This window comes from Arthrobacter tumbae (genome assembly GCF_016907495.1).
GTDB classification, from domain to species: Bacteria; Actinomycetota; Actinomycetes; order Actinomycetales; family Micrococcaceae; genus Arthrobacter_D; species Arthrobacter_D tumbae.
The window spans coordinates 3,406,139-3,430,474 of the sequence record NZ_JAFBCC010000001.1; the positions used below are offsets into that span (position 1 = coordinate 3,406,139).

A 24,336-nucleotide genomic window follows, 5' to 3' on the forward strand; every position below is an offset into this window, starting at 1 on the left:
GGAGCGCGCACCGTGAATTCTGATGTATCGGCGTGGCTCCGGATCGATCCGACCAGTTCGGTCCCGCCATACGAGCAGTTGCGCGTACAAATCCTGGATGCGGCGAATGACGGCTCGCTTCCGGTCGGTACGCGGCTTCCCCCTGTGCGCACCCTTGCGGGACATCTGGGTGTAGCGGTCAACACCGTGGCCCGCGCATACCGGGAACTGGAGCAGGCCCACATTGTCGTCACCCGCTCGCGCGCGGGTACGGTGGTGGCGGCCGCGGGGGATGAAGCAAGGCGCAAGGCCGCCGAGGGAGCCGCAGAATATGCCAGGCTCATCAAGGCCAACGGACTTACTGAGGAAGAAGCGGTCTCATACCTGCGTGCGGCTCTGCGCCGTCGGTGAACATCCGGCACGACACGCCGGGAAAACGTCCATTCGAATATGTCTTCGAACAGTGTTTCCACTAAAGTGTAATGGTGTCTATAGCAACCTCCGTGGATTCCGGTCTCTCCCACCCTGACAAGATGCCCCAGGATCTTTCACGGCTCGTCGTCAAGGGCGCAAGGGAACATAACCTGCGCAACGTCGACCTTGACCTGCCGCGGGACGCGATGATCGTCTTCACCGGGCTTTCCGGTTCCGGCAAGTCTTCCCTGGCGTTCGACACCATCTTCGCCGAGGGCCAGCGACGCTACGTCGAGTCGCTCTCCGCCTATGCCCGCCAGTTCCTCGGCCAGGTGGATAAGCCGGACGTGGATTTCATCGAAGGCCTCTCACCGGCCGTGTCGATCGACCAGAAGTCGACCAGCAAGAACCCGCGGTCCACCGTCGGCACCATCACAGAGATCTACGATTACATGCGTCTGCTGTGGGCCCGCGTCGGCAGGCCGCACTGCCCGGTGTGCGGGGAGGCTGTCACCAAGCAGACACCCCAGCAGATTGTCGACCAGCTTATGGAGCTTGAAGAAGGCACCCGGTTTCAGATCCTCGCGCCCGTGGTGCGGGGCCGCAAGGGTGAGTTTGTCGACCTCTTTCAGGATCTGGCTGCAAAGGGTTATTCCCGTGCACGCGTGGACGGCGACCTTGTCCAGCTGACTGACCCCCCCAAGCTTGGCAAGCAGTTCAAGCACACCATCGAGGTGGTCGTGGACCGTCTGGTGATCAAGGGCGGTGTCCGGCAGCGGCTGACCGATTCCATCGAAACCGCGCTCAACCTCGCCGAGGGCCGCGTACTCGCTGACTTCGTCGATCTGGAGTCCGGTGACCCTCACCGGCTGCGCGCCTTCTCGGAGAATCTGGCATGCCCCAATGAGCACCCGCTTGCGATCGACGAGATCGAGCCGCGGTCGTTCTCCTTCAACAATCCCTTCGGCGCATGTCCCGCCTGCACCGGTATCGGCACCAAGCTGGAGGTGGATGAGGAACTCGTCGTTCCCAACCCGGACCTCGCCCTCGGTGAGGGAGCCATCGCCCCGTGGGCCCTGGGCACAGCGACGCTTGAGTACTGGACACGTCTCCTCGAGGGGCTGTCCAAGGAACTCGACTTTTCCATGACCACACCCTGGAAGAAGCTGCCTGCGCATGCCCGGGATGCCGCACTGTACGGCAAGGACCACAAGGTGGTGGTGCAGTACCGCAACCGCTTTGGCCGCGAGCGGAAGTACAGCACCGGCTTCGAGGGGGCAGTCCAGTACATCCACCGCAAGCACCTCGAGACGGAGTCGGACCACGCCCGGGACCGCTACGAGGAATACATGCGGCAGATTCCCTGCCCCGAATGCGGAGGAGCGCGGCTCAACCCTGCGTCGCTGTCCGTCCTGATCAACGGGCGGTCCATCGCTGAAGTAGCCGCCATGCCCATGCGGGAGTGCAGCGACTTCCTGAACAACCTCGTCCTCACGGGGCGCGAGGCGCAGATCGCGTCCCAGGTTCTCAAGGAGATCCAGGCGCGGCTGCGCTTCCTGCTGGACGTCGGGCTCGAGTACCTCAATCTGGAACGGGCCGCGGGCACGCTTTCCGGCGGGGAGGCGCAGCGGATCCGTCTTGCCACGCAGATCGGCTCCGGTCTGGTCGGCGTGCTGTATGTCCTGGACGAACCCTCCATCGGGCTCCACCAGCGGGACAACCGGCGGCTCATTGAGACGCTGACGCGGCTGCGGAACCTTGGCAACACCCTAATCGTGGTTGAACACGATGAAGACACCATCAATGAGGCTGACTGGATCGTCGATATCGGACCGGGTGCGGGGGAACACGGCGGCGAAGTTGTCCACTCCGGTTCGCTGGAAGACCTCCTCCTCAACGAGCGGTCCATCACCGGGGACTACCTGTCCGGGCGCCGGAAGATCGAGCTGCCGGCCAAGCGCCGCAAGATTGACCGCTCCCGCCAGCTCAAGGTTGTGGGCGCCCGCGAACACAACCTGAAGGGCGTTGACGCAACGTTCCCGCTGGGAGTTCTGACTGCCGTGACCGGGGTCAGCGGATCGGGTAAGTCCACGCTTGTCAACGAGATCCTGTACAAGGTGCTCGCCAATAAGCTCAACGGCGCCAAGCAGGTGGCCGGACGCCACCGCCGAATCGACGGGCTCCAACACCTGGACAAGGTCATCCACGTTGACCAGGGCCCGATCGGCAGGACCCCGCGCTCGAACCCCGCTACCTACACCGGGGTCTTCGACAACATCCGCAAGCTGTTCGCTGAAACAACGGAGGCAAAGGTCCGCGGGTACCTGCCCGGCAGGTTCTCCTTCAACGTCAAGGGCGGCCGATGCGAGGCATGCTCCGGCGACGGCACGCTGAAGATCGAAATGAACTTCCTGCCCGATGTCTATGTGCCGTGCGAGGTGTGCCATGGCGCTCGGTACAACAGGGAAACGCTTGAGGTTCACTACAAAGGCAAGACAATCGCCGATGTGCTCGATATGCCGATCGAGGAAGCAGCGGAGTTCTTCGCTGCATTCACCCCAATCGCGCGGCACCTCACCACCCTGGTGGAGGTGGGTCTGGGGTACGTACGCCTCGGGCAGCCCGCCACCACCCTGTCCGGTGGTGAAGCGCAGCGCGTGAAGCTGGCCAGCGAACTGCAGAAGCGTTCGAACGGACGCAGCATCTATGTTCTTGATGAACCCACGACGGGGCTGCACTTCGAAGATATCCGCAAGCTGCTGCAGGTCCTGCAGGGTCTCGTGGACAAGGGGAACACCGTAATTACCATCGAGCACAACCTTGACGTCATCAAGAGTGCTGACTGGGTGATCGACCTCGGCCCTGACGGCGGGTCTGGCGGCGGCGAGATCATCGCCACGGGAACCCCGGAGCAGGTTGCTGTCGCGGACGTGAGCTACACCGGCAAGTTCCTGGCGGAGGCCCTGAACTCCTGATCCCATATTCTTGAACGGGAATGCAATTTCCGGGCCGGCGCGCAGCTATGGGAAACTTGCCCGGTGAAGAATACCCGGCTCCTCGTCCTGTTCGATCTGGATGGCACGCTGGTAGACCCGGAGGGCGCGATCACGGGCGGAATCGCTGGGGCGCTGAGTACACTCGGGTTGCCGGTGCCGGGGCCGGTGGATATGCGCCGGATGGTAGGACCGGCACTGGTGCGGTCGCTCGTGGACATCGCGAAGGTCCCCGAGGATCGCGTTGCTGAGGTGATTTCCCTCTACCGGGCAGGGTATCGGGCTCACGGAATGGCGGAAAGCAAACCGTACCCGGGCATCGCGGAGGCCGTCCAGGCGCTCACGGAGCGCGGGCATCTGATCGCCGTCGCCACGCAGAAGCCCGGAAGGCTCGCCCGTGAGCTCCTTGATGTCCAGGGCATGACGAGCCTTTTCGCATCCATCCACGGCTCACCGGACGACGAGCAGGCGGCCGCCCTGCTGGACGGCAAGCGGACCATCATTGCGCAGGCCCTCGCCAGGCACCAGGGCAGCTTTGATCGTGCACTCATGGTCGGTGACCGCGTGCATGACATTGAAGGAGCAGCAGCAAATGGCCTGGACTGCATCGCCGTCGCATGGGGATTCGGCAGCGAAAGGGAGTTTGAATCAGGCGGACCGGCCGGCGTCGTGAGCACCGCGGAAAGCCTGCTCGAACACATCCTTGCCTACGCGGAGCCGTCCCGGGCGGTGACCCGTGGGCGTCTATGACCTGACGCGCAGCAGCACCCGCGGCCTGATCGCCGGTCTGTGCAGGCCCACCGTCCACGGGTTGGAGAACGTACCGCCCGGCGGCGGATTCATCGTCGCGCCCAACCATCTGTCATTTCTCGACAGCGTCCTCGTGCAGGCCCTCATGCCGCGCCCCGTCGCGTTCTTCGCGAAAGCTGAATACTTCACCGGCACCGGCGTGAAGGGTGCGCTCATGCGCTCGTTCTTCGAAGGTGTCGGATCGATTCCCGTGCAGCGGGGCCAACAGGCAGCCAGCGTCCAGGCACTGAAGACGCTCCTCGGCATGCTGGAGGCGGGAGACGGCGTCGGCATCTACCCGGAAGGAACCCGATCCCGCGACGGCCTGCTGTACCGGGGAAGGACCGGCGTGGGATGGCTCGCCCTGACCACCGGGGCGCCGGTGGTGCCGGTCGGGCTGCTTGGCACGGATCGTCTTCAGCCGGCGGGCAGCCGCTGGGTCCGCCCGCAGCACTTCACGATGAGGATCGGGGAGCCGCTGTATTTCGAGCGGACCGGCCCGGACCATTCCCTTCCGGCGCGCAGGCAGGCCACAGATACGATCATGGACGCGATAGCGGCGCTGACCAAGCAGCCCAGGGCCGCCGGCTACAACACCGGCCCGGCCGAATGACGCCCGGCTGCCGAAGCTGACTGCAGCACCGACGGTTGGGTGGCGTCACGCCGGTAGGATACTCGGGTGGCAGATCCAGCAACGTACCGCCCGAAGGCCGGCGAGATCCCTCAAGATCCCGGGGTGTATCGGTTTCGGGACCCGCATCGGCGGGTTGTGTACGTCGGCAAGGCGAAGAACCTTCGCTCAAGGCTTAACTCCTACTTTGCCAACCCCCAGGGGTTGATGCCGCGCACCCGGGCCATGGTCCACACTGCGGCGAGCGTTGAGTGGACAGTCGTCGGCAGCGAGCTCGAGGCGCTCCAATTGGAGTACACCTGGATCAAGGAATTCAATCCGCGCTTCAATGTGATGTTCCGCGACGACAAGTCCTACCCCTACCTGGCAGTCACGCTGGGGGAGAAGTACCCCCGGGTCCAAGTCATGCGCGGTGACCGGCGCAAGGACACCCGCTACTTTGGTCCGTTCTACCCGGCGAAGGCGATCCGGGAAACGGTCGACACCCTGCTTCGCGTATTCCCGGTCCGCACCTGCAGCGCCGGTGTGTTCAAGCGCGCTGAACGCTCCGGGCGGCCGTGCCTGCTCGGTTACATCGACAAGTGCTCCGCACCCTGCGTCGGACGCATCTCGCCGGAGGACCACCGCGAGCTCGCGGTCCAGTTCTGTGACTTCATGTCCGGGCAGGCCGGCCGATTCGTCCGGGAACTCGAACAGAAGATGTCCGCTGCCGTCGCCGAACTCGATTATGAGTCGGCCGCGCGCGTCCGCGATGACATCGCCGCGCTGAAAAGGGTTTTTGAACGCAACACCGTCGTACTCAGCGAAGACACCGACGCTGACGTCTTCGCCCTTGCCGAGGATGAACTCGAAGCCGCAGTCCAGGTTTTCCACGTGCGTGGGGGAAGGATCCGGGGCCAGCGCGGATGGATGGTGGAAAAGGTGGAGGACATGACCACCGCGGATCTCGTCGAGCACCTCCTGCAGCAGGTTTACGGCGAGGGCAACAGCAGCAACAACCGCATTCCGCGGGAAGTCCTCGTTCCCCAGATGCCGAGCAACGAGGATCAGATGCGGGAATGGCTGTACCGGCTGCGAGGCGCCCGCGTGGACATCCGGGTGCCGCAGCGGGGGGACAAGGCGACCCTGCTCGGTACTGTCGCTCAGAACGCCGCGGACTCGCTCAGGCTCCACAAAAGCCGCCGCGCCGGTGACATCACCACGCGGTCTGCTGCCCTGCAGGAGTTGCAGGAAGCGCTGGATCTGCCGATGCCGCTGATGAGGATCGAATGCTTCGATATCTCCCATGTCCAGGGCACCAATGTGGTGGCGTCGATGGTCGTGGTGGAGGACGGGCTGCCGCGCAAGTCCGACTATCGCAGGTTCTCCATCACCGGCGACGCTGCCCGCGATGACACCTCGTCGATGTATGACGTCATCTCGCGCAGGTTCCGCAACTACCTTGCCGAGAGTAATCCGCTGGATTCCCTTCCCGGAAACGGATACACAGACGACGACGGCGTCAGCGGCCCTGTGCCCATGGAACCGAAAGCACCGGCACGCCAGAAGTTCGCCTATCCTCCGAACCTGGTGGTGGTTGACGGTGGCCAACCGCAGGTGCGCGCGGCCGCACGGGCACTGGCAGACCTTGGAATTGACGATGTCTTCGTCATCGGGCTCGCAAAACGGCTGGAAGAGGTCTGGCTTTCAGAGGGAGATTTTCCTGTCATCCTTCCCCGCGCTTCCGAAGGATTGTTCCTCCTCCAGCGCATCCGCGATGAGGCCCACCGTTTCGCCCTGGCGTACCACCGTCAGAAGCGCGGGAAATCAATGACGGTGTCGGTACTGGATGAAGTTCCCGGGCTCGGCCCGGCGAAACGGAGCGCCCTGCTGAAGCACTTCGGCTCGGTCCGCAAACTCAAGGCGGCAAGCGTGGAGGAACTGCAGGCAGTGCAGGGAGTGGGCCCTGCGTTGGCCGCTACAATCCGGCGGCACCTCGCGGCAGGCAGCGGCGAAGGCGCGGACAGGGAGCCCGTCGCTGCCGTGAATATGGCGACCGGCGAAATACTCGATTCTTAGTTAGGGTAGACGTGGACGCTGGCCCTGAGGCTGGTGTACATGTGCGTGCGATGGTGGGACGGAAAACGAACATATGAACGAGACTGACGGTCTGACGCCGGTCAAACCTGCCGAATCCGAACTGCTCGTAGTCACGGGCATGTCGGGTGCCGGCCGCAGTACGGCGGCAAACGCGCTGGAAGACCACGGCTGGTATGTCGTGGAAAACCTTCCGCCGCAGATGCTGAGCACCCTGACCGAGATCGTGTCCCGCACCCCGGAGTCCATCCCGAAGCTTGCCGTCGTCATCGACGTGCGGAGCAAGGAACTGTTCCAGAACGTACAGGGATCCCTGGCAGCGCTGCGGGCGGCGGGTATCACCTACCGGGTCCTGTTCCTCGATGCGGCGGACAACACACTGGTGCGGCGGTTCGAGCAGGGACGGCGCCCTCATCCGCTCCAGGGGGACGGACGCATCCTGGACGGCATCTCGGCGGAGCGGGAGGTGCTGAAGGAGCTCAAGCACGCGTCGGATCTCGTGGTGGACACCACGCAGCTCAATGTGCACGCGCTCGCAACGACCATCACTGAACTGTTCTCTGACTCCGGTCCGATCGTCCTGCGGTTGAACGTCATGAGTTTCGGCTTCAAGTACGGCTTGCCGGTCGATGCCAACTTCGTCGCGGACGTCCGCTTCATCCCGAACCCGCACTGGGTACCAGTGCTGCGGCCGCAGACCGGCATGGATGTACCCGTCCGGGACTATGTCCTCGAGGCCAACGGTGCCGCGGAGTTCATTGACAGGTACGTCAACGCCCTCGAGCCGGTCCTCGAAGGCTATCGCCGCGAGAACAAGCACTATGCCACGATTGCCGTCGGCTGCACGGGCGGCAAGCACCGTTCCGTTGCGGTGACCGAGGAGATCGCGCAGCGGCTCGCGCAACTGCCCCGCGTGCAGGTGACCGCCCACCACCGAGATCTCGGGCGCGAATAGTGGCGGTCCTCACCGGATCGCTGCCGCTGATTCCAGCCCTGTCGGCTGCGCGTTCCGCTGGGGGGTCGCAGGACAGCGCCCCTTCGGTGGTCGCTCTGGGCGGCGGTCACGGATTGTCAGCGTCGCTGTCTGCGCTGCGCCTGCTCACCTCTGAGCTCACGGCTGTCGTGACAGTCGCCGACGACGGCGGCTCCTCCGGGCGCCTGCGCCACGAACTCGGTGTCCTCCCGCCCGGTGACCTCCGGATGGCATTGGCAGCCCTGTGTGATGACACCGACTGGGGAAGGACCTGGCGGGACGTCATGCAGCACCGATTCGCCTCCCGGGACGGAGTAGAGGGTTCGCTCGACAACCACGCGCTCGGCAATCTCCTCATCGTCACGCTGTGGGAGCTGCTGGGGGACCCCGTCGCGGGCCTTCAATGGGCGGGGGCGCTTTTGGGCGCACGTGGGCGTGTGCTGCCTATGGCCAGCGTGCCATTGACAATCGAGGGCGATGTCCTGACAGAGGTCGACGGCGGCCTGCGGCTCCGGAAGGTGTCCGGGCAGGCGCAACTCGCCATGGCGGGAAGTTCGGGCAACGTCAGCAGGGTCCGCCTGCTCCCCGAGGACGCGCCGGCCTGCGTTGATGCTCTCAACGCCATTGAGTTGGCGGACTGGGTCATCCTCGGGCCGGGATCCTGGTATACCTCCGTGCTTCCTCACCTCCTTCTGCCCGAGCTGCGGGATGCTTTGTGCAACACGACGGCGCGGCGTTGCCTGACCATGAATCTGACCAATGACACCAAGGAAACACAGGGGATGAGCGCTGTGGACCACCTCTCGGTGATCAGGCGCTATGCTCCTGAATTCCGCATCGATGCCGTCATCGCTGACCCCTCGGTGGTCGCGGACCGCGGCGAGTTCGAAGCCGCGGTAGCAGAGATGGGAGGCCGGGCGTTCTTGGGTAAAGTAGGGTCTTCAAGCGGCGGACCGGTCCATGACGCGTTGCGCCTGGCAACGGCCTACCACGACATGTTCGGCGAATTCTAGGAGGGTGTCTGTGGCGCTGACCGCGGATGTGAAAGAGGAACTCTCGCACCTCGACGTCAAAAAATCGTCGGTACGCAAGGCTGAGGTCTCCGCACTCCTGCGCTTCGCCGGCGGCCTGCACATCATCTCCGGGCGGATTGTCATCGAGGCGGAAGTGGACCTCGCATCGACCGCGCGCAGGCTGCGCACTGCCATCGCGGACGTCTACGGGCACACCAGCGACATCATCGTGGTCTCGGGAAACGGCCTGAGGCGGGGAAACCGCTATGTCGTTCGCGTCGTTCGGGACGGTGAATCACTCGCACGGCAAACCGGGCTGCTGGACAGCCGGGGGAGGCCGGTGCGGGGACTGCCGTCCGCCGTCGTCAATGGCTCGGCAGCTGACGCCGAAGCGGTGTGGCGCGGAGCGTTCCTCGCCCATGGCTCGCTGACCGAGCCGGGCCGTTCGTCGGCACTGGAGGTCACGTGTCCCGGGCCGGAATCGGCCCTCGCACTCGTCGGTGCGGCGCGCCGGCTGGGAATCGCGGCGAAAGCGCGGGAAGTCCGCGGTGTGGATCGCGTCGTCATCCGCGACGGCGATACGATCGCGGTTCTGCTTACCCGCATGGGCGCCCATGACGCGCTGATGGTCTGGGAGGAACGGAGGATGCGCAAGGAGGTCCGCGCCACCGCCAACCGCCTGGCCAATTTCGACGACGCAAACCTGCGGCGGTCGGCGCAGGCAGCGGTGGCGGCGGGCGCGCGGGTCGAACGTGCGCTGGAAATCCTCGCCGACGAAGTGCCTGACCACCTGAAGTACGCGGGCGAGCTTCGCGTGGGCCACAAACAGGCAAGCCTTGACGAATTGGGCCGGATTGCGGATCCTCCCATGACCAAAGACGCAATCGCCGGGCGTATCCGCCGTCTGCTCGCTATGGCGGACAAGCGGGCCATCGAACTCGGAATCCCGGGAACCGAGGCCAATGTGACCGCCGACATGTTGGATGACTGAATACGTGCATAGGATGGAAGTTCAAGGGCCTCCCGCACGCCGCCAAGGGTGCGGGGCCTAGCCTGGAGAACCGCAACAGCCGGGCTGCTGCCCGGAATACAGGACCTGGAGGATTTCGTGAGCGAATACGTACTGCCCGAACTCAACTACGACTACGCGGCGCTTGAACCGCATATCTCGGCGCGGATCATGGAGCTTCACCACAGCAAGCACCACGCAGCGTACGTCAAGGGTGCCAATGACGCCCTTGCACAGCTCGCCGAGGCTCGTCAGAAGGGGGACTTCGCAAACATCCCCAAGCTGTCAAAGGATCTTGCGTTCCACACCGGTGGACACATCAACCACTCCGTGTTCTGGAACAACCTTTCGCCGAACGGCGGCGACAAGCCCGAGGGCGAGCTCGCAGCCGCGATCGATGATGCATTCGGTTCTTTCGACGCGTTCCGCGGACACTTCAACGCCGCCGCACTGAGCCTTCAGGGTTCAGGCTGGGCGTTGCTTGCCTGGGAACCCATCGGCGGCAACCTGGTGATCGAGCAGCTCTACGATCAGCAGGGCAACGTTCCTGTCGGAACCACCCCGCTGCTCATGCTTGACATGTGGGAGCACGCGTTCTACCTCGACTACGTGAACGTCAAGGCAGACTACGTGAAGGCCTTCTGGAATATCGTCAACTGGGCTGATGTTGCCCGCCGCTTCGAGGGTGCACGCACCAACGCATCGGGTCTTATCACCCTTTCCTGATCGATTCGCGCCGCGCGTAACCTTTCCCGCCGACCCGGCGGGAAGGGGCGCCGGTGCGTAATATGGAGTGCAGTGGCCGGTCCTCGAGCGGCTAGTACACGGGAACGAAACGATTTCACAACGCGCACAGTGCGGTGCAAGACATTTCAGTCGCCGGGCGGCTCTAGCTCCCTGGGCAAAAGCGCCGGCAGCAACCCCTAGCAAGGAGATAGAAACAGTGACTACCCGTATTGGAATCAATGGCTTCGGGCGCATTGGGCGCAACTACTTCCGCGCAGCACTCGAACAGGGCGCCGATCTCGAAATCGTTGCCGTCAATGACCTCACCAGCCCCGAGACGCTCGCTCACCTGTTGAAGTACGACTCCGTCACCGGCCGTCTCGGCGTCAGCGTTGAGGTTGCCGACGGCGCCCTCGTGGTGGACGGCAAGACCATCAAGGTCCTGGCCGAGCGGGATCCGGCGAATCTGCCATGGGCAGATCTCGGCGTTGACATCGTCATCGAGTCCACCGGGTTCTTCACCAAGGCCTCGGACGCCCGGAAGCACATCGACGCCGGTGCCAAGAAGGTTCTTATCTCCGCTCCTGCGTCGGATGAGGATCTCACCGTTGTGCTCGGCGTCAATGACGGCGACTACGACCCCGAGAACCACCACATCATCTCCAACGCTTCCTGCACCACCAACTGCCTCGGTCCGCTCGCGAAGGTCCTCAACGACTCCTTCGGCATCGAACGCGGCCTCATGACCACGGTCCACGCCTATACGGCGGACCAGAACCTTCAGGACGGTCCCCACAAGGACCTCCGCCGCGCCCGCGCAGCAGCAATCAACATGGTGCCCACGTCCACTGGAGCAGCCAAAGCGATCGGCCTGGTGCTGCCCGAACTGAAGGGCAAGCTCGACGGCTACGCGATCCGCGTGCCGGTTCCCACCGGATCGGCAACCGACCTCACCGTCACTGTTGGCCGCGAAGTGACTGCAGAGGAAGTGAACGCGGCCTATAAGGCGGCGGCAGCCGACGGCTCGCTCAAGGGCTACCTCTCGTACACGGAGGCGCCCATCGTCTCCTCCGACATCGTGACGGATCCTGCGTCGTGCATCTTCGACTCCGGCCTGACCAAGGTCATCGGCAACCAGGTCAAGGTGGTCGGCTGGTACGACAACGAGTGGGGCTACTCGAACCGCCTCGTTGATCTCACCGAAATCGTCGCGGCAAAGCTCTCCTAGGGACACTGTGAGCTATTCATCGCTGAATGACCTGCTGAACGTTGGTGTCCGCGGGCGGCGCGTTCTGGTCCGGTCGGACCTGAACGTGCCGCTCGAGGGCGACCTCCCCGACCTGCGAGTAACCGATGACGGCCGGATCAGGGCCTCACTGCCGGTCCTGCGCAAGCTCACCGAGGCCGGCGCCGCAGTGATCGTGATGGCGCACCTGGGCCGTCCCAAGGGCGCACCTGAAGACAAGTACTCTCTCAAGCCAGCGGTGGACCGGTTGACGGAGCTGGCGGACTTCGACGTCGCCTTCGCCGACGACGTCACCGGGGAAAGCGCGCGGTCGCACGCCCAGGCCCTGTCCGAGGGAAGTGTACTCGTTCTGGAGAACGTCCGGTTCGATGCCCGTGAGACAAGCAAGGACGATTCCGAACGGGCTGCGTTCGCTGACGAGCTCGTGCAGTTGACGGGGGGAAACGGTGCATACGTGGACGACGCCTTCGGCGCCGTGCACCGCAAGCATGCGAGTGTGTACGACGTCGCTTCACGTCTGCCTGCATACCAGGGGGACCTCGTGAAGGCTGAAGTCGACGTGCTGCAGCGCCTCACCACGGAACCGGAGCGGCCCTTTGTCGTCGTGCTCGGTGGTTCGAAAGTGTCAGACAAACTTGCAGTCATCGAAAACCTCATCGGCACAGCGGATCGGTTGCTGATCGGCGGCGGCATGGTTTTCACCTTCCTCGCGGCCCAGGGACACTCAGTTGGTGCAAGCCTGCTTGAAGAGGACCAGCTGGACACCGTGCGCGGCTATCTTGACCGTGCCGGGGAGGCCGGCACTGAATTCGTTTTGCCTACCGACATAGTGGTTGCGGAGAAGTTTGCGGCCGACGCAGGCCACGAGACCATCCCTTCCGGCGTCATGGAATCAGGGCAGTACGGTGCCACGGGGCTGGGACTGGATATCGGTCCTGAGTCGGGTGTTGATTTCGCCCGGCATATCAGTCAGGCGCGCACGGTTTTCTGGAACGGACCCATGGGCGTGTTTGAGTTTGACGCCTTTGCGGCCGGTACCAAAGCCGTGGCGCAGGCACTTGCCGAGGCGACGGCGGCAGGAGCGCTCACGGTGGTTGGCGGCGGTGATTCGGCTGCGGCTGTACGCGGCCTGGGCTTTGACGAATCGAGCTTCAGCCACATCTCGACCGGTGGCGGCGCCAGCCTGGAATACCTTGAGGGCAAGGAACTGCCGGGCCTGACCGCGCTGCAGCGCTGACACCATTTCCGCAGACTTCTAGAACTGGAGAACCCATGACTTCCTCGACGAACGGAACCTACGACCGTCGTCCGCTGATCGCCGGCAACTGGAAGATGAACCTGGACCACGTCCAGGGCATCACCCTGCTGCAGAAGATGGCGTGGACCCTCGACGACGCAAAGCACGACTACTCGCGCGTGGAGGTGGCGGTGTTCCCTCCCTTCACCGACCTCCGCGGAGTCCAGACACTCGTCAAGGGTGATGATCTCGACGTCGTCTACGGCGGCCAGGACCTCTCACCATTCGATTCCGGCGCTTACACCGGCGACACGTCGGGTCAGTTCCTGGAGAAGCTCGGATGCGCCTACGTACTTGTGGGCCACTCGGAACGGCGAACCATCCACGGCGAGTCGGACGAGCTGTTGAACCGAAAGGTGCAGGCCGCATACCGCCACAATCTGGTTCCGGTCCTGTGCGTGGGCGAGGGCCTTGAGATCCGCCAGGCGGGAAACCACGTTGAACACACGCTCGGGCAGCTTCGCGAAGACGTCGCCGGGCTGAGCACGGAGCAGGCAGCCAATCTGGTGGTCGCCTACGAACCCGTGTGGGCCATCGGAACCGGGGAGGTCGCCGGGCCGGGCGACGCTCAGGAGATGTGCGCGGCCATCCGATCGGAACTTGCGGTGATCTTTGACGAATCAGTCGCTGCGCGTGTCCGGCTTCTCTACGGAGGTTCCGTCAAGGCATCGAACGCTGCCGCAATCCTCAAGGAGCGCGACGTGGACGGCGTGCTTGTCGGCGGGGCGAGCCTGGACGTCGATGAGTTTGCTAATATTGTCAGGTTCGAGCACCATCTGGTGACCGACTAAGGTCACGCTGAAAGGTCACCGTGGAAATTCTCCGTATCATCCTGTTGGTACTGCTGGGTATCACCAGTTTGCTGCTGACACTGCTCATTTTGCTTCACAAGGGCAGGGGCGGCGGTATGTCCGACATGTTCGGCGGCGGCATGACAACCAGCATGGGGTCTTCCGGAGTCGCTGAGCGCAACCTCAACCGTTTCACGGTTGCCCTTGGGCTGGCTTGGGGTGTAGTCATCGTCGCCCTGGGGCTGATCCAACGCTTCGCCGGGGACTCGTAGAACACCTTCAGCTATCCCGCGTCCACCACGTCAGGGCGTACACTGAACCTCGAACGCAGGTCGTGTGCGGTACTGATGGGAGCAATCCATGGTGAACGCGGGACACGCTTTTAAGGGGTCACGCATCGGTTCTGGCTATAGTCCGCCAGCATCCGGGCGGCACCTCGATGCAGAACGCAGGCAGGGCGTGCTCGATCGCACTGTGGTCAGCTACTGGTGCCTGGACGGCCATGAAACCAGGCCCACGTTCGCAAAATTGAGCGAAGCCGAGATTCCTGAGGTCTGGGAGTGCGGCCGCTGCGGCCGGCCCGCCGGGCGGTCGCCGGGGATGGATCTCACTATCGACGGCGATGAGCCGTTCAAGAGCCATCTGCAGTATGTCAAGGAGCGCCGCACCGAAGCTGAAGCAAAAAAGGTGCTGGAAAATGCGCTGGCGCAGTTGCGCCAGCGCCATTCCTTCTAGCCGGCGTCGGTCTCGCCCGCATTGATCAGGCGCCCGGGGAGCTGGCTCGCGGCTTCCTGGTCGATCAGCCACAGGGTCTTTCGCCGACCGCGCGCCCCTGCCGCAGGAACCTGTACGGGACCCGCCCCCGCGAGTGCGAGTCCTACCGCACCTGCCTTGTCCTGCCCGGCAACTCCCAACCAGACTTCCTCAGCTGAATTGATTGCTTCCAGCGTGAGGCTTACGCGTTCGGGCGGCGGCTTCGGTGCATCCCGAACGCCCACGACGGTCTGACCTTTGGTTCGAATTCCCGACATTTCCGGGAAGAGCGAGGCGATGTGTGCATCCGGACCGACGCCCAGCAGGAGGATGTCGAACTGTGGAAGACGGGGGTCCGCCAGTTTCGTGCCTGTCGCTGCTTCCTTGTCCGCCGCTTCCTGGAGGTGCGACGCGTAGTCGGCGGCTGCCTCATCCTCGGTACTGAAGGAATCAGAGCTGCCGAATTCGTGCACACGGTCGGCTGAGGCGCCTATCCGGTCCAGGAGGGCCTCCCTGGCCTGGACGACATTGCGGTCCTGATGGCCAGTCGGCAGAAAACGCTCATCCCCCCACCAGAAGTCCACGGCGGACCAGTCAACTGCCGATAACGCCGGAGATTCCGCAACCGCGCGGAGCGCTCCGATTCCGAGTGTCCCACCGGTGAGGACCACGGTTGCTGTTCCGCGTTCGTTCTGGATGTCCACGAGCCGGGTGACGAGCCGGGCTGCCACTGACGCTGCCAACAGTCCTGCATCAGGATGGATACTGACTTTGGGTTCAGTGTTCACTGGTCCGTACGCTCCTCAAATTGGTCCGTGCGAGCCCATCGGTGATGACTTCGCCGAACACATCATCAGGGTCAAGACGCCGCAACTCTTCCGCGAGACAGTCTTGCAGGCTGCGGCGGGGGAGGGAAATCCTCTGAACCGGTTGATCCGGCTGGTGCAGTTCCGCGACGGACCGCCTCGGACGGTTGAGTTCGACGTCTCCGGCGGGACGGGACAGCACTACGCGGTGCAGCCCGGTCCCGGGTTCTCCGGCCTCGATTGAGACAGGCGTGTCGAGTGCCAGTGTCAGCCACGCTGCAAGCAGCACTGTACTGGGGGAGTCGGATGCCCCTTCCACAGTTACTGAGGTGATGGGCGATCCATCGAGCTGCTCCAGAACGGCCGCGAGCTGGATGCGCCAATTGGTCAGTCTCGTCCACGCAAGATCGGTATCTCCGGCCTGATACGTTCGGCGGATATTGAACAGCGCCGCCGTCGGATCGGTTTCATTGGCTGAATCGGTGATGCGTCGGTGGGCGATACTGCCGATTGAGGTCTGTGCGGCGGACTCTGGAACACCATGCGGCCACCAGGCAACGATCGGTGCGTCAGGCAGCAGAAGCGCCGAAACAAGGGACTCGCTTTCTCCCGCGAGCTCACCGTACCCCCTCAGGACTATCACCTCGGAAGCGCCGGCATCGCCGCCTACCCGGATCTGCGCGTCGAGACGTGTCTGTGCGGAGTCCGTTCCCTCCGCCAGCACGATGATTCGGCAGGGGTGTTCCCTGCTCGCTTCGTTCGCCGCGAGGATCGCTTCTTCCTCATGACCCGATCGGGTGATGACCACGAGCGTCAACACCCGGCCAAGGGCGACGACCCCGCCCTTGTCCCGCATGGTCATGATTTCCTTCGAAACCTTGGAGGTTGTCGTGTCAGGTAGATCGACGATCATGGCCGCCTCCAGGTCCTTCCGTCACGGGACAGCAATTCGTCAGCGGAGTCCGGGCCCCAGCTTCCGGGAACGTACTTCTCGGGTGCTGACGGGAGGGTCGACCAGTACTCTTCGAATGGATCGAGGATCTTCCACGACAGCTCCACCTCCTGATGGCGCGGGAACAACGGCGGTTCTCCGAGCAGCACGTCGAGAATCAGGCGCTCGTAGGCTTCCGGACTGGACTCAGTGAAGGAGTGGCCGTAACCGAAGTCCATGGTCACGTCGCGCACCTCCATCTGCGTCCCGGGAACCTTCGAACCGAAGCGGATGGTGGCACCCTCATCAGGCTGGACGCGAATGACTACGGCATTCTGTCCGAAATCTCCCTCACCGTGATCACGGAACAGGAGGTTCGGTGCACGCTTGAAGACGACGGCGATCTCCGTCACCCTGCGACCCAACCGCTTTCCGGCCCGCAGATAGAACGGTACGCCGCTCCAGCGCCGGGTATTGATGTCCAACCGGATTGCCGCATAGGTCTCCGTCATCGAGTCGGCAGGGATGCCATCCTCGTCCAGAAAGGCGTTCACCAGTTCGCCGCCCTGCCAGCCGCCGTCGTACTGGCCTCTCGCAGAGTGGGTGGACAAATCCTCGGGCAGTTTGACGGCGGCAAGAACCTTCTCCTTCTCCGCGCGCAAATCCTCCGCGTTGAATGAGATCGGTTCCTCCATGGCCGTCAGCGCCAACAGCTGAAGGAGGTGGTTCTGGATGACGTCGCGTGCAGCCCCGACGCCGTCGTAGTAACCCGCTCTGCCGCCGATACCGATGTCTTCCGCCATCGTGATCTGGACGTGGTCAACGTAGTTGGCGTTCCAGAGCGGCTCGAAGAGCTGATTGGCGAAGCGGAGGGCGAGGATGTTCTGGACGGTTTCCTTGCCAAGGTAGTGGTCGATGCGGAATACCGCATCGGGAGGAAAGACCTGTTCGACGATCGCATTCAGCTCGCGGGCGGATTCCAAATTGTGGCCGAAGGGCTTCTCGATGACCACCCGACGCCATTTGCCTTCCTCCGGCTGAGCGAGGCCGTGCTCGGACAGCTTCTGGCACACCAGCTCGAACGCCTTGGGCGGAATGGAGAGGTAAAACGCGTGGTTACCGCGCGTTCCACGCGTTGAGTCGAGTTCCTCGACGGTCTTCTTGAGCTGAATGAAGGCGTCGTCGTCGTCGAAATTTCCCTGAACGAAGCGGATGCCCTCCGCCAGCTGTTCCCACACCGACTCGTCAAACGGCGTTCGCGCGTACTGCTTCACCGAAGAAAGTACCTCGTGGGCGAAGTCCTCATCACTCCAGTCCCGGCGGCCGAACCCCACCAGCGCAAAACTCGGAGGCAGTAGCCCGCGGTTCGCGAGGTCGTAGACGGCCGGCATCAGCTTCTTGCGCGCAAGATCACCGGTGACGCCGAACAGGACCAGCGACGACGGACCCGCGATCCGGTTGAGGCGCCGGTCCCTCGGGTCCCGCAGCGGATTCCTGGATTTGGTGTTATCAGGCATCTACCCGTTTCCGTTTTCAACTGATCGGCCGGCCAGGTGGTCCATGACGTCGTGAAGCTGCCGGATTCCTGCAGAGCGGTCTGCCAGATGGAGGCGCAGGACCGGCCGGTGAGCATCTTCCAGGACCTTTGCGTCTCCGGCAGCCTGGGCTGCAATCAGCTCTCCAAAGCTGAAGGGCCGTTCGGGAACGGCCAGGTCTTCCGTCGTCGCTCCGGTGATTTGAAGGTAGGCGCCCACCGGTGTTCCGCCCTTGTGGAACTGCCCGGTCGAGTGCAGGAAGCGGGGCCCCCAGCCGAAGGTCACAGGACGGCCGGATACACGCGCCAGAGCCGGTCGGATCCCGGCCAGCGGAGCCTCCGCAATGCGGTCAAGGTAAGCCTGCACCGCAAGGTAGCCGTTCGGCTCCAGCGACCCGATCAGAGCTTCCAGCGCTTCTCCCAGCGTGGTTGCCGAGCCGAGCAGGGCTCCGCTTCCGCGCACTTCGACAGCTCCGTCAACGAAGTTCGGAGGTACGGTCTCAGGCTGCGCGTCCAGCAGTCCGCGGGCAGCCTGCTTGGCCGCCTCCACATCCGGCTGGTCGAAAGGGTTGATGCCCAGAAGCCTGCCGGCAACCGCGGTGGCGAATTCCCATGCCAGGAGCTGGCCGCCGAGGCTGCCGCCGACCGCTATGGCGTTCCCCGCGGGCTCAGTGTTGGACTCGGGGGAGACCAGATGCACTGCCAACACATCCGGGGCACCGGAAGACAGTTCAGGAGCATCCTGTTCCACGACGACGGGAAGCACTCCTGTTCCCAGCTTGCCTGTCGATTCGGCGATGAGCTGTTCAACCCAGTCACCGAGGCCGACGATTCCCGACCCTTCGTCAACGAACACGATTTTGTCGCGCAGTGGGAGGGTGCCGCCGAGGACTGCGCCAAGGCGCAGGCCGACGTTGCCGGCGTCGTCATCGAACAGGAATTCACCGATGGATTCTGCGTCGTCGAGCAGGGTGGCCACATCGGCCCCCGCAAGGCCCGAAGGCACGAGGCCGAACGCGGTGAGAGCGGAATATCTGCCGCCCACATTCGGATCCGCGTTGAACACGGCGCGGTAGCCGGCAGCCCGGGCGGATTCATCCAGCGGCGAGCCGGGATCGGTGACGATAATGATCCGGCTCTTCGCGTCCAGTCCGGCATCAGTGAAGGCCTGCTCGAAGACCCGACGCTGGGAATCGGTTTCTACAGTTGAACCCGACTTTGAGGACACCACAATTGCGGTACTCCCTATGCGGTCGGCGAGCGCGCCGCGGACCTGAGCAGGATCGGTCGAGTCAAGCACGGTCAGTTCGACTCCGGCGGACCGGGTGATGACTTCAGGCGCAAGCGACGAGCCACCCATGCCGCACAGCACGATGTGGTTTACCCCTTCGCCCTGTAGATCAAGGCGCAACCGCTCGATCTCGGGGAGGAGGGTCCGCGACGCATCGATGAGGTCCACCCAGCCCAGACGCGCTGATGCTTCGGACTCCGATTCGGGTCCCCACAGTGTGGGGTCCTTCGCCGCGATCCGGGAAGCAACCCGCTCCTGCACCAGTTCGGGTATAGCCCGCTCGATCGCTTCAGCGGCGGCCCCGGATGCGTTGACAAAGAGGGTAGCCATGGGTGATCAGCCCTTCGCGGAATCGAGCGCGGTAGTGACTGTTTCGAGGAGTTCGCCCCAGCTGGCGACGAACTTGTCCAGGCCCTCTTCTTCAAGCAGCTCGACGATTTCCTTGTAGGAAATCCCGATGTTCTCCAGCCGGTCCAAAAGGTCGTTGGACTCCGCATAGGAGCCGGTGACGGTGTCGCCCGTGATCTCGCCGTGGTCTGCAGTGGCTTCGAGGGTCTTCTCCGGCATGGTGTTCACGACACCGGCGACCACGAGGCCCGTGACGTACAGCGTATCCGGGTACGCGGGGTCCTTGACACCGGTCGAGGCCCAGAGCGGGCGCTGCGGGTGGGCGCCGGCTGTTGCGAGGACCTTCCAGCGCTCGGAACCGAAGGCTTCTTCATGGACCTGGTAGGCGAGGCGTGCGTTGGCAAGCCCGGCCTGGCCGCGCAGCGCCCCTGCTTCCTCGGTTCCCAGGGCATCAAGGCGCTTGTCGATCTCTGCATCCACGCGGGAGACGAAGAAGGAAGCCACGGAATGGATCGTGGAGAGGTCATGCCCGTTGTCCTTCGCCTGCTCCAGGCCCAGCATGAAGGCATTGATCACTTCGCGGTAGCGCTCAAGCGAAAAGATCAGGGTCACATTGACGCTGATTCCGGCTGCGAGGGTTGCCGTGATCGCTTCGAGGCCCTCGACGGTGGCAGGGATCTTGATGTGGACGTTGGTCCGGCCCACCGCGTCGAACAGGTGCCGGGCCTCGGCAATGGTGCCTGCGGTGTCGCGGGCAAGCCGGGGATCAACTTCGATGGATACGCGTCCATCTACGCCGCCCGTCTTTTCAGCGACCGGGGCAAAGATGTCGCACGCCTGGGCGACATCCGTGGTGGTGATTTCGAAAACGGCAGTGTCGACGTCCGCGCCGGATGCAGCTAGCTGCTTGACCTGGGCTGAGTAGGACTCGCCGTTCTTCAGGGCTGCGGCGAAGATGCTTGGGTTGGTGGTGACCCCGACGACGTCGCGATCGGTGATAAGCGCCTTCAGTGTTCCGGTGGTGATCCGCTCACGGGAGAGGTCATCCAGCCAGATGGACACGCCGGCTTCGGAAAGTGCGGCGGTAGGGGTGGGAGTCATGGGTTTTCTCCTTGATCCAGGGTGGATTGTGCTGTGTGTGAGGCAGTGCTAAAGGCGATCGCCGGTTGTCGAAGCAGGGGCGCCCGCTGCTGCCGCCGTTCCGTCCGGAGCATCCCGGGTCTCCGCGGCAGCGATGGAATCGCGGGCAGCCTCAACCACGGCTTCGGTGGTTATTCCGAACTCGCGGAACAGGGTCTTGTAGTCAGCTGAGGCCCCGAAGTGCTCAAGCGAGACGGAGCGGCCGGCATCACCGACGAGCTCCCGCCATCCCTGGGCGATCCCGGCTTCGACGGAAACGCGCGCCCGGATGCCCGAGGGCAGAACCGATTCGCGGTAGGACTCATCCTGCTTGTTGAACCATTCGAGGCAGGGCAGGGACACGACGCGCGCGGCGATGCCGTCCTTGCGCAGCTCGGACCGGGCTTCGACGGCCAGCTGAACCTCTGAGCCGGTGGCGATCAGAATGACGTCCGGGTCACCCTCGGGCGCTTCCGCAAGGACATAAGCGCCTCTGGCGACGCCTTCAGCCGATGCGAAGGTATCTCCGCTTGCTGCGCTGTCGCCGCGTTCCCAGGTGGGAATATTCTGCCGGGTGAGAACGATTCCCGCGGGATTGGAGGTGTTTTCAAGAATGGTGCGCCACGCAACGGCAACCTCATTCGCGTCCCCGGGGCGGACGACATCGAGCCCCGGGATAGCGCGGAGGGACGCCAGCTGCTCGACCGGCTGATGCGTGGGACCATCTTCACCGAGACCGATGGAGTCGTGGGTCCACACGTAGATCGCCGGCACTCCCATGAGCGCGCCAAGCCGGATGGCCGGCCGCTGATAATCGCTGAAGATCAGGAAGGTGCCCGAGAACGCCCGGGTGCTGCTGTGCATCACAATGCCGTTCACAATCGCGGCGGCGGCGTGTTCACGGATACCGAAGTGCAGAACCCGGCCGTAGGGATTCCCGGACCAGGCATCAGTCTGCTTGCTGGCAGGAACGAAGGACGGGGATCCCTCAATCGTGGTGTTGTTGGATTCCGCCAGGTCGGCTGAGCCGCCCCAGAGCTCCGGAAGGACAGGACCGATTGCGCTGAGCACCTTGCCGGAGGCGGCACGGGTGGACATGTCCTTGCCTGCCTCGAACTCCGGAAGGCTCGCTTCCCAGCCGTCGGGAAGTTCCCGGGCGGAGATGCGGTCGAGCAGCGCGGCACTGTCCGGGTTGCAGGACTTCCAGGCGCTGAACGTGTCTTCCCAACTCCTGCGGGCTTCCTGGCCGCGGTCCACAACCTTCCGGGCATGAGCCAGGACTTCGTCGTCGACGTGGAAATGCTGTTCCGGATCGAGTCCCAGAGCGGACTTCAGTGCCGCGACCTCATCCTTCCCGAGTGCTGAACCGTGAATCTTGCCGGTGTTCTGCTTGTTGGGAGCAGGCCAGCCGATGATGGTGCGGAGGGAGATGATGGAGGGACGGGAGGTCTCTGCCTTCGCCGCCTTAAGTGCGCTGTACAGTTCGGCGATGTCCTCGACGTATTCGCCCGTCTTGGTCCAGTCCACGCGCTGGGTGTGCCAGCCGTAGGCGGCGTACCGGCCGAGGACATCCTCGGTGAAGGCGATATCGGTGTTGTCCTCGATCGAGATGTGGTTCTCGTCGTAAATCATCACGAGGTTGCCCAGTTCCTGGTGGCCGGCGAGGGAGGATGCCTCTGAGGTGATCCCTTCCTGCAGGTCACCGTCGGAAGCGATCACCCAGATGGTGTGGTCGAACGGGCTCTCACCCTGAGGCGCTTCCGGGTCAAGGAGGCCGCGCATGCGGCGCTGGGCGTAGGCGAAGCCCACGGAGGAAGCCAGACCCTGGCCAAGCGGTCCGGTGGTGATCTCCACGCCGGCAGTGTGACGGTACTCCGGGTGGCCGGGGGTCTTGGAGCCCCAGGTACGCAAAGCCTTCAGGTCCTCGAGCTCAAGGCCGTAGCCGGAGAGGAAGAGCTGGATGTAGAGGGTCAGTGAGGTGTGCCCGGGAGAAAGCACAAAGCGGTCGCGGCCGGTCCACTCCGGGTCGGTGGGATCATGGCGCATGAATTTCTGGAAGAGGAGGTAGGCCGCCGGGGCGAGGCTCATTGCCGTTCCCGGGTGCCCGTTTCCCACTTTCTCGACGGCATCCGCCGCGAGTATGCGGATTGCGTCTACCGCGCGCTCATCCAGTTCATTCCAGTCCAGGTCCTGCTTTTCCAGCTGTGGCACGTTCACCGGGCCCCTCTCTTTACGTCACGGCCGGCGCCGCGGCGCCGAGTGGGACTGCGCCACGGAAGCGAAAGTCCCCGCGGCCAGCCGGCCGTTCACCGTTGAAAACTTGAATACTGCTGCGTTTCGACCAAACCCGAATCCCCGCACGTTGGGGTGATGCTATACATCTCCGAGCAAAAATCTCCTCGGGCATTCGTTGTGTGTACCGGCGTGCGGTAGTGATCCAGGCGATACAGGCCAGCTTAGCGCTTTCGATTCCGAATGCGCGTGGCCCGACCTTTTGTGAAGGGTCACACAAAGACACGAACGACGGCGTGTGATCCTAAGCTGCCGCGGCCTCCGTCTTTTCTACGAGCTGTAAAAAACACCGATGGACCGGGTATGATGGCGATGGACTTTATCCTCAATTCAGAAGCAGAGCATCCTCCCGTGAATTTCGATCAGGTGGCAGTTGCGCCCAGCGTGAATCAGGCAGGCAGCGGCGTATCCCGCAAGCTCCGCGCGTATCTGGCACTGACCAAACCGCGGGTCATCGAGCTGCTGCTGGTCACCACCCTTCCCACCATGATTTTCGCCCAGGGCGGTTTTCCGTCGCTGGGCCTGGTCATAGCCACCATGGTCGGCGGTGCCTTTGCGGCCGGTAGCGCGGGTGCTTTCAACTGCTACCTCGACCGGGACATCGACAAGGTCATGAACCGCACGGTCAACAGGCCGCTGGTGACCGGAGAAGTGACGCCGCGGGAAGCACTGATCTTCGCGTGGGCGCTCGGCATTGCTGCTGTCGCCATCCTGTGGGTGGGAACCAACCCCCTCGCTGCCGGGCTAGGAGTGGCCGCGATCTTCTTCTATGTGGTCATCTACACGCTCATCCTGAAACGGCGCACTGCACAAAATATCGTGTGGGGCGGAGCAGCCGGCTGCATGCCCGTACTGATCGCGTGGGCCGCCGTCACAGAGACGGTCGAATGGCCGGCCGTTGTCCTCTTCCTGGTGATATTCCTGTGGACGCCGCCGCACTATTGGCCGCTGTCCATGAAATACAGCGATGACTACAACGCAGCGAACGTGCCAATGCTTGGCGCCATTGCGGGTGCCGGAGTTGTTTCCGTTCAGGTCGTTCTCTATGCCTGGGCCACGGTGATCTGCTCGCTCCTCCTTGTTCCGGTGGGCGGGGCAGGCTGGGTTTACGCTGCCGCAGCAATTCTCAGCGGCGGGTGGTTCATTCTGGAGTCCCACAAGCTGCACGCTTCGGCCAGAGCGGGCACTGCCACGGGCAAGACGGCGATGAAGGTCTTTCACGGTTCAATCAGCTACCTCACCGTTCTGTTCCTGGCTCTCGCCATTGACCCGTTCGTCGGCGCTGCCATCTTCGCGGGTTAGGCAGGAGCACTCTCCACCTAGGA

21 protein-coding genes are annotated in these 24,336 nt (G+C 63.6%); 15 read left to right on the top strand and 6 right to left on the bottom strand.

The window, feature by feature from the left end; translation table 11 throughout:
• Positions 1-12: 12 nt before the first annotated feature.
• From JOD47_RS16030 to JOD47_RS16095, 14 genes are all read left to right on the top strand, one after another.
• Positions 13-390: a GntR family transcriptional regulator gene (locus JOD47_RS16030; RefSeq protein ID WP_204535820.1), complete on the top strand. Its 378-nt coding sequence runs from the start codon at positions 13-15 to the stop codon at positions 388-390.
• 71 nt (positions 391-461) lie between these two features.
• Positions 462-3,368: an excinuclease ABC subunit UvrA gene (gene uvrA / locus JOD47_RS16035; protein ID WP_372432833.1), complete on the top strand. Its 2,907-nt coding sequence runs from the start codon at positions 462-464 to the stop codon at positions 3,366-3,368.
• 63 nt (positions 3,369-3,431) lie between these two features.
• The gene (locus JOD47_RS16040) at positions 3,432-4,136 is read left to right on the top strand and encodes an HAD hydrolase-like protein (RefSeq protein WP_204535822.1); all 705 of its coding nucleotides are present in this window, start codon (positions 3,432-3,434) and stop codon (positions 4,134-4,136) included.
• A complete protein-coding gene (locus JOD47_RS16045; RefSeq protein WP_204535824.1) occupies positions 4,123-4,788 on the top strand; it encodes a lysophospholipid acyltransferase family protein in 666 nt (221 codons plus the stop codon). Before JOD47_RS16040 ends, JOD47_RS16045 begins: the two co-directional genes overlap by 14 nt.
• Positions 4,789-4,854: 66 nt before the next feature.
• Positions 4,855-6,864, top strand: a complete 2,010-nt coding sequence (uvrC, locus tag JOD47_RS16050; protein ID WP_204535826.1) for an excinuclease ABC subunit UvrC — start codon at positions 4,855-4,857, stop codon at positions 6,862-6,864.
• Between the two features lie 73 nt (positions 6,865-6,937).
• Positions 6,938-7,837, top strand: a complete 900-nt coding sequence (rapZ, locus tag JOD47_RS16055) for an RNase adapter RapZ (protein WP_204535828.1) — start codon at positions 6,938-6,940, stop codon at positions 7,835-7,837.
• Entirely contained in the window at positions 7,837-8,868 is a 1,032-nt protein-coding gene (locus JOD47_RS16060) for a gluconeogenesis factor YvcK family protein (RefSeq protein ID WP_204535830.1), read from the top strand. Before rapZ ends, JOD47_RS16060 begins: the two co-directional genes overlap by 1 nt.
• 10 nt (positions 8,869-8,878) lie before the next feature.
• Complete coding sequence (gene whiA / locus JOD47_RS16065; RefSeq protein ID WP_204535832.1) at positions 8,879-9,859, top strand: DNA-binding protein WhiA; 981 nt, start codon at positions 8,879-8,881, stop codon at positions 9,857-9,859.
• Positions 9,860-9,976: 117 nt separating this feature from the next.
• Positions 9,977-10,603 (top strand): superoxide dismutase, encoded by a 627-nt coding sequence (locus tag JOD47_RS16070; protein WP_204535835.1) that lies wholly within the window; start codon positions 9,977-9,979, stop codon positions 10,601-10,603.
• A gap of 217 nt (positions 10,604-10,820) precedes the next feature.
• A complete protein-coding gene (gap, locus tag JOD47_RS16075; protein WP_204535837.1) occupies positions 10,821-11,831 on the top strand; it encodes a type I glyceraldehyde-3-phosphate dehydrogenase in 1,011 nt (336 codons plus the stop codon).
• Positions 11,832-11,838: 7 nt separating this feature from the next.
• Complete coding sequence (locus tag JOD47_RS16080; RefSeq protein ID WP_204535839.1) at positions 11,839-13,086, top strand: phosphoglycerate kinase; 1,248 nt, start codon at positions 11,839-11,841, stop codon at positions 13,084-13,086.
• Positions 13,087-13,121: 35 nt separating this feature from the next.
• On the top strand, positions 13,122-13,937 hold the full coding sequence (gene tpiA / locus JOD47_RS16085; RefSeq protein WP_204535841.1) for a triose-phosphate isomerase: 816 nt from the start codon (positions 13,122-13,124) through the stop codon (positions 13,935-13,937).
• 20 nt (positions 13,938-13,957) lie between these two features.
• Positions 13,958-14,209 (top strand): preprotein translocase subunit SecG, encoded by a 252-nt coding sequence (gene secG / locus JOD47_RS16090; protein WP_026543639.1) that lies wholly within the window; start codon positions 13,958-13,960, stop codon positions 14,207-14,209.
• 88 nt (positions 14,210-14,297) lie between these two features.
• The gene (locus JOD47_RS16095; RefSeq protein WP_204535843.1) at positions 14,298-14,672 is read left to right on the top strand and encodes an RNA polymerase-binding protein RbpA; all 375 of its coding nucleotides are present in this window, start codon (positions 14,298-14,300) and stop codon (positions 14,670-14,672) included.
• Here JOD47_RS16095 and pgl read toward each other — a convergent pair.
• From pgl to tkt, 6 genes are read right to left on the bottom strand one after another with little or no spacing between them, the layout of a single operon-like run.
• The gene (gene pgl, locus JOD47_RS16100) at positions 14,669-15,478 is read right to left on the bottom strand and encodes a 6-phosphogluconolactonase (RefSeq protein WP_204535845.1); all 810 of its coding nucleotides are present in this window, start codon (positions 15,476-15,478) and stop codon (positions 14,669-14,671) included. The two genes, JOD47_RS16095 and pgl, sit on opposite strands and share 4 nt — an antisense overlap.
• On the bottom strand, positions 15,468-16,409 hold the full coding sequence (locus JOD47_RS16105) for a glucose-6-phosphate dehydrogenase assembly protein OpcA (RefSeq protein WP_204535847.1): 942 nt from the start codon (positions 16,407-16,409) through the stop codon (positions 15,468-15,470). Before JOD47_RS16105 ends, pgl begins: the two co-directional genes overlap by 11 nt.
• Positions 16,406-17,944: a glucose-6-phosphate dehydrogenase gene (gene zwf / locus JOD47_RS16110; RefSeq protein WP_204535848.1), complete on the bottom strand. Its 1,539-nt coding sequence runs from the start codon at positions 17,942-17,944 to the stop codon at positions 16,406-16,408. Before zwf ends, JOD47_RS16105 begins: the two co-directional genes overlap by 4 nt.
• The gene (locus JOD47_RS16115) at positions 17,945-19,582 is read right to left on the bottom strand and encodes a phosphoglucose isomerase-related protein (RefSeq protein ID WP_204535850.1); all 1,638 of its coding nucleotides are present in this window, start codon (positions 19,580-19,582) and stop codon (positions 17,945-17,947) included.
• Between the two features lie 6 nt (positions 19,583-19,588).
• Positions 19,589-20,701, bottom strand: coding sequence for a transaldolase (gene tal, locus JOD47_RS16120; RefSeq protein ID WP_204535852.1), 1,113 nt, complete (start codon positions 20,699-20,701; stop codon positions 19,589-19,591).
• Positions 20,702-20,749: 48 nt separating this feature from the next.
• A complete protein-coding gene (gene tkt / locus JOD47_RS16125) occupies positions 20,750-22,921 on the bottom strand; it encodes a transketolase (protein ID WP_204536819.1) in 2,172 nt (723 codons plus the stop codon).
• A 441-nt stretch (positions 22,922-23,362) separates the two neighbouring features.
• Between tkt and JOD47_RS16130 the strand changes: the two genes are divergently transcribed.
• Entirely contained in the window at positions 23,363-24,313 is a 951-nt protein-coding gene (locus JOD47_RS16130; RefSeq protein WP_307836351.1) for a heme o synthase, read from the top strand.
• Positions 24,314-24,336 lie beyond the last annotated feature (23 nt).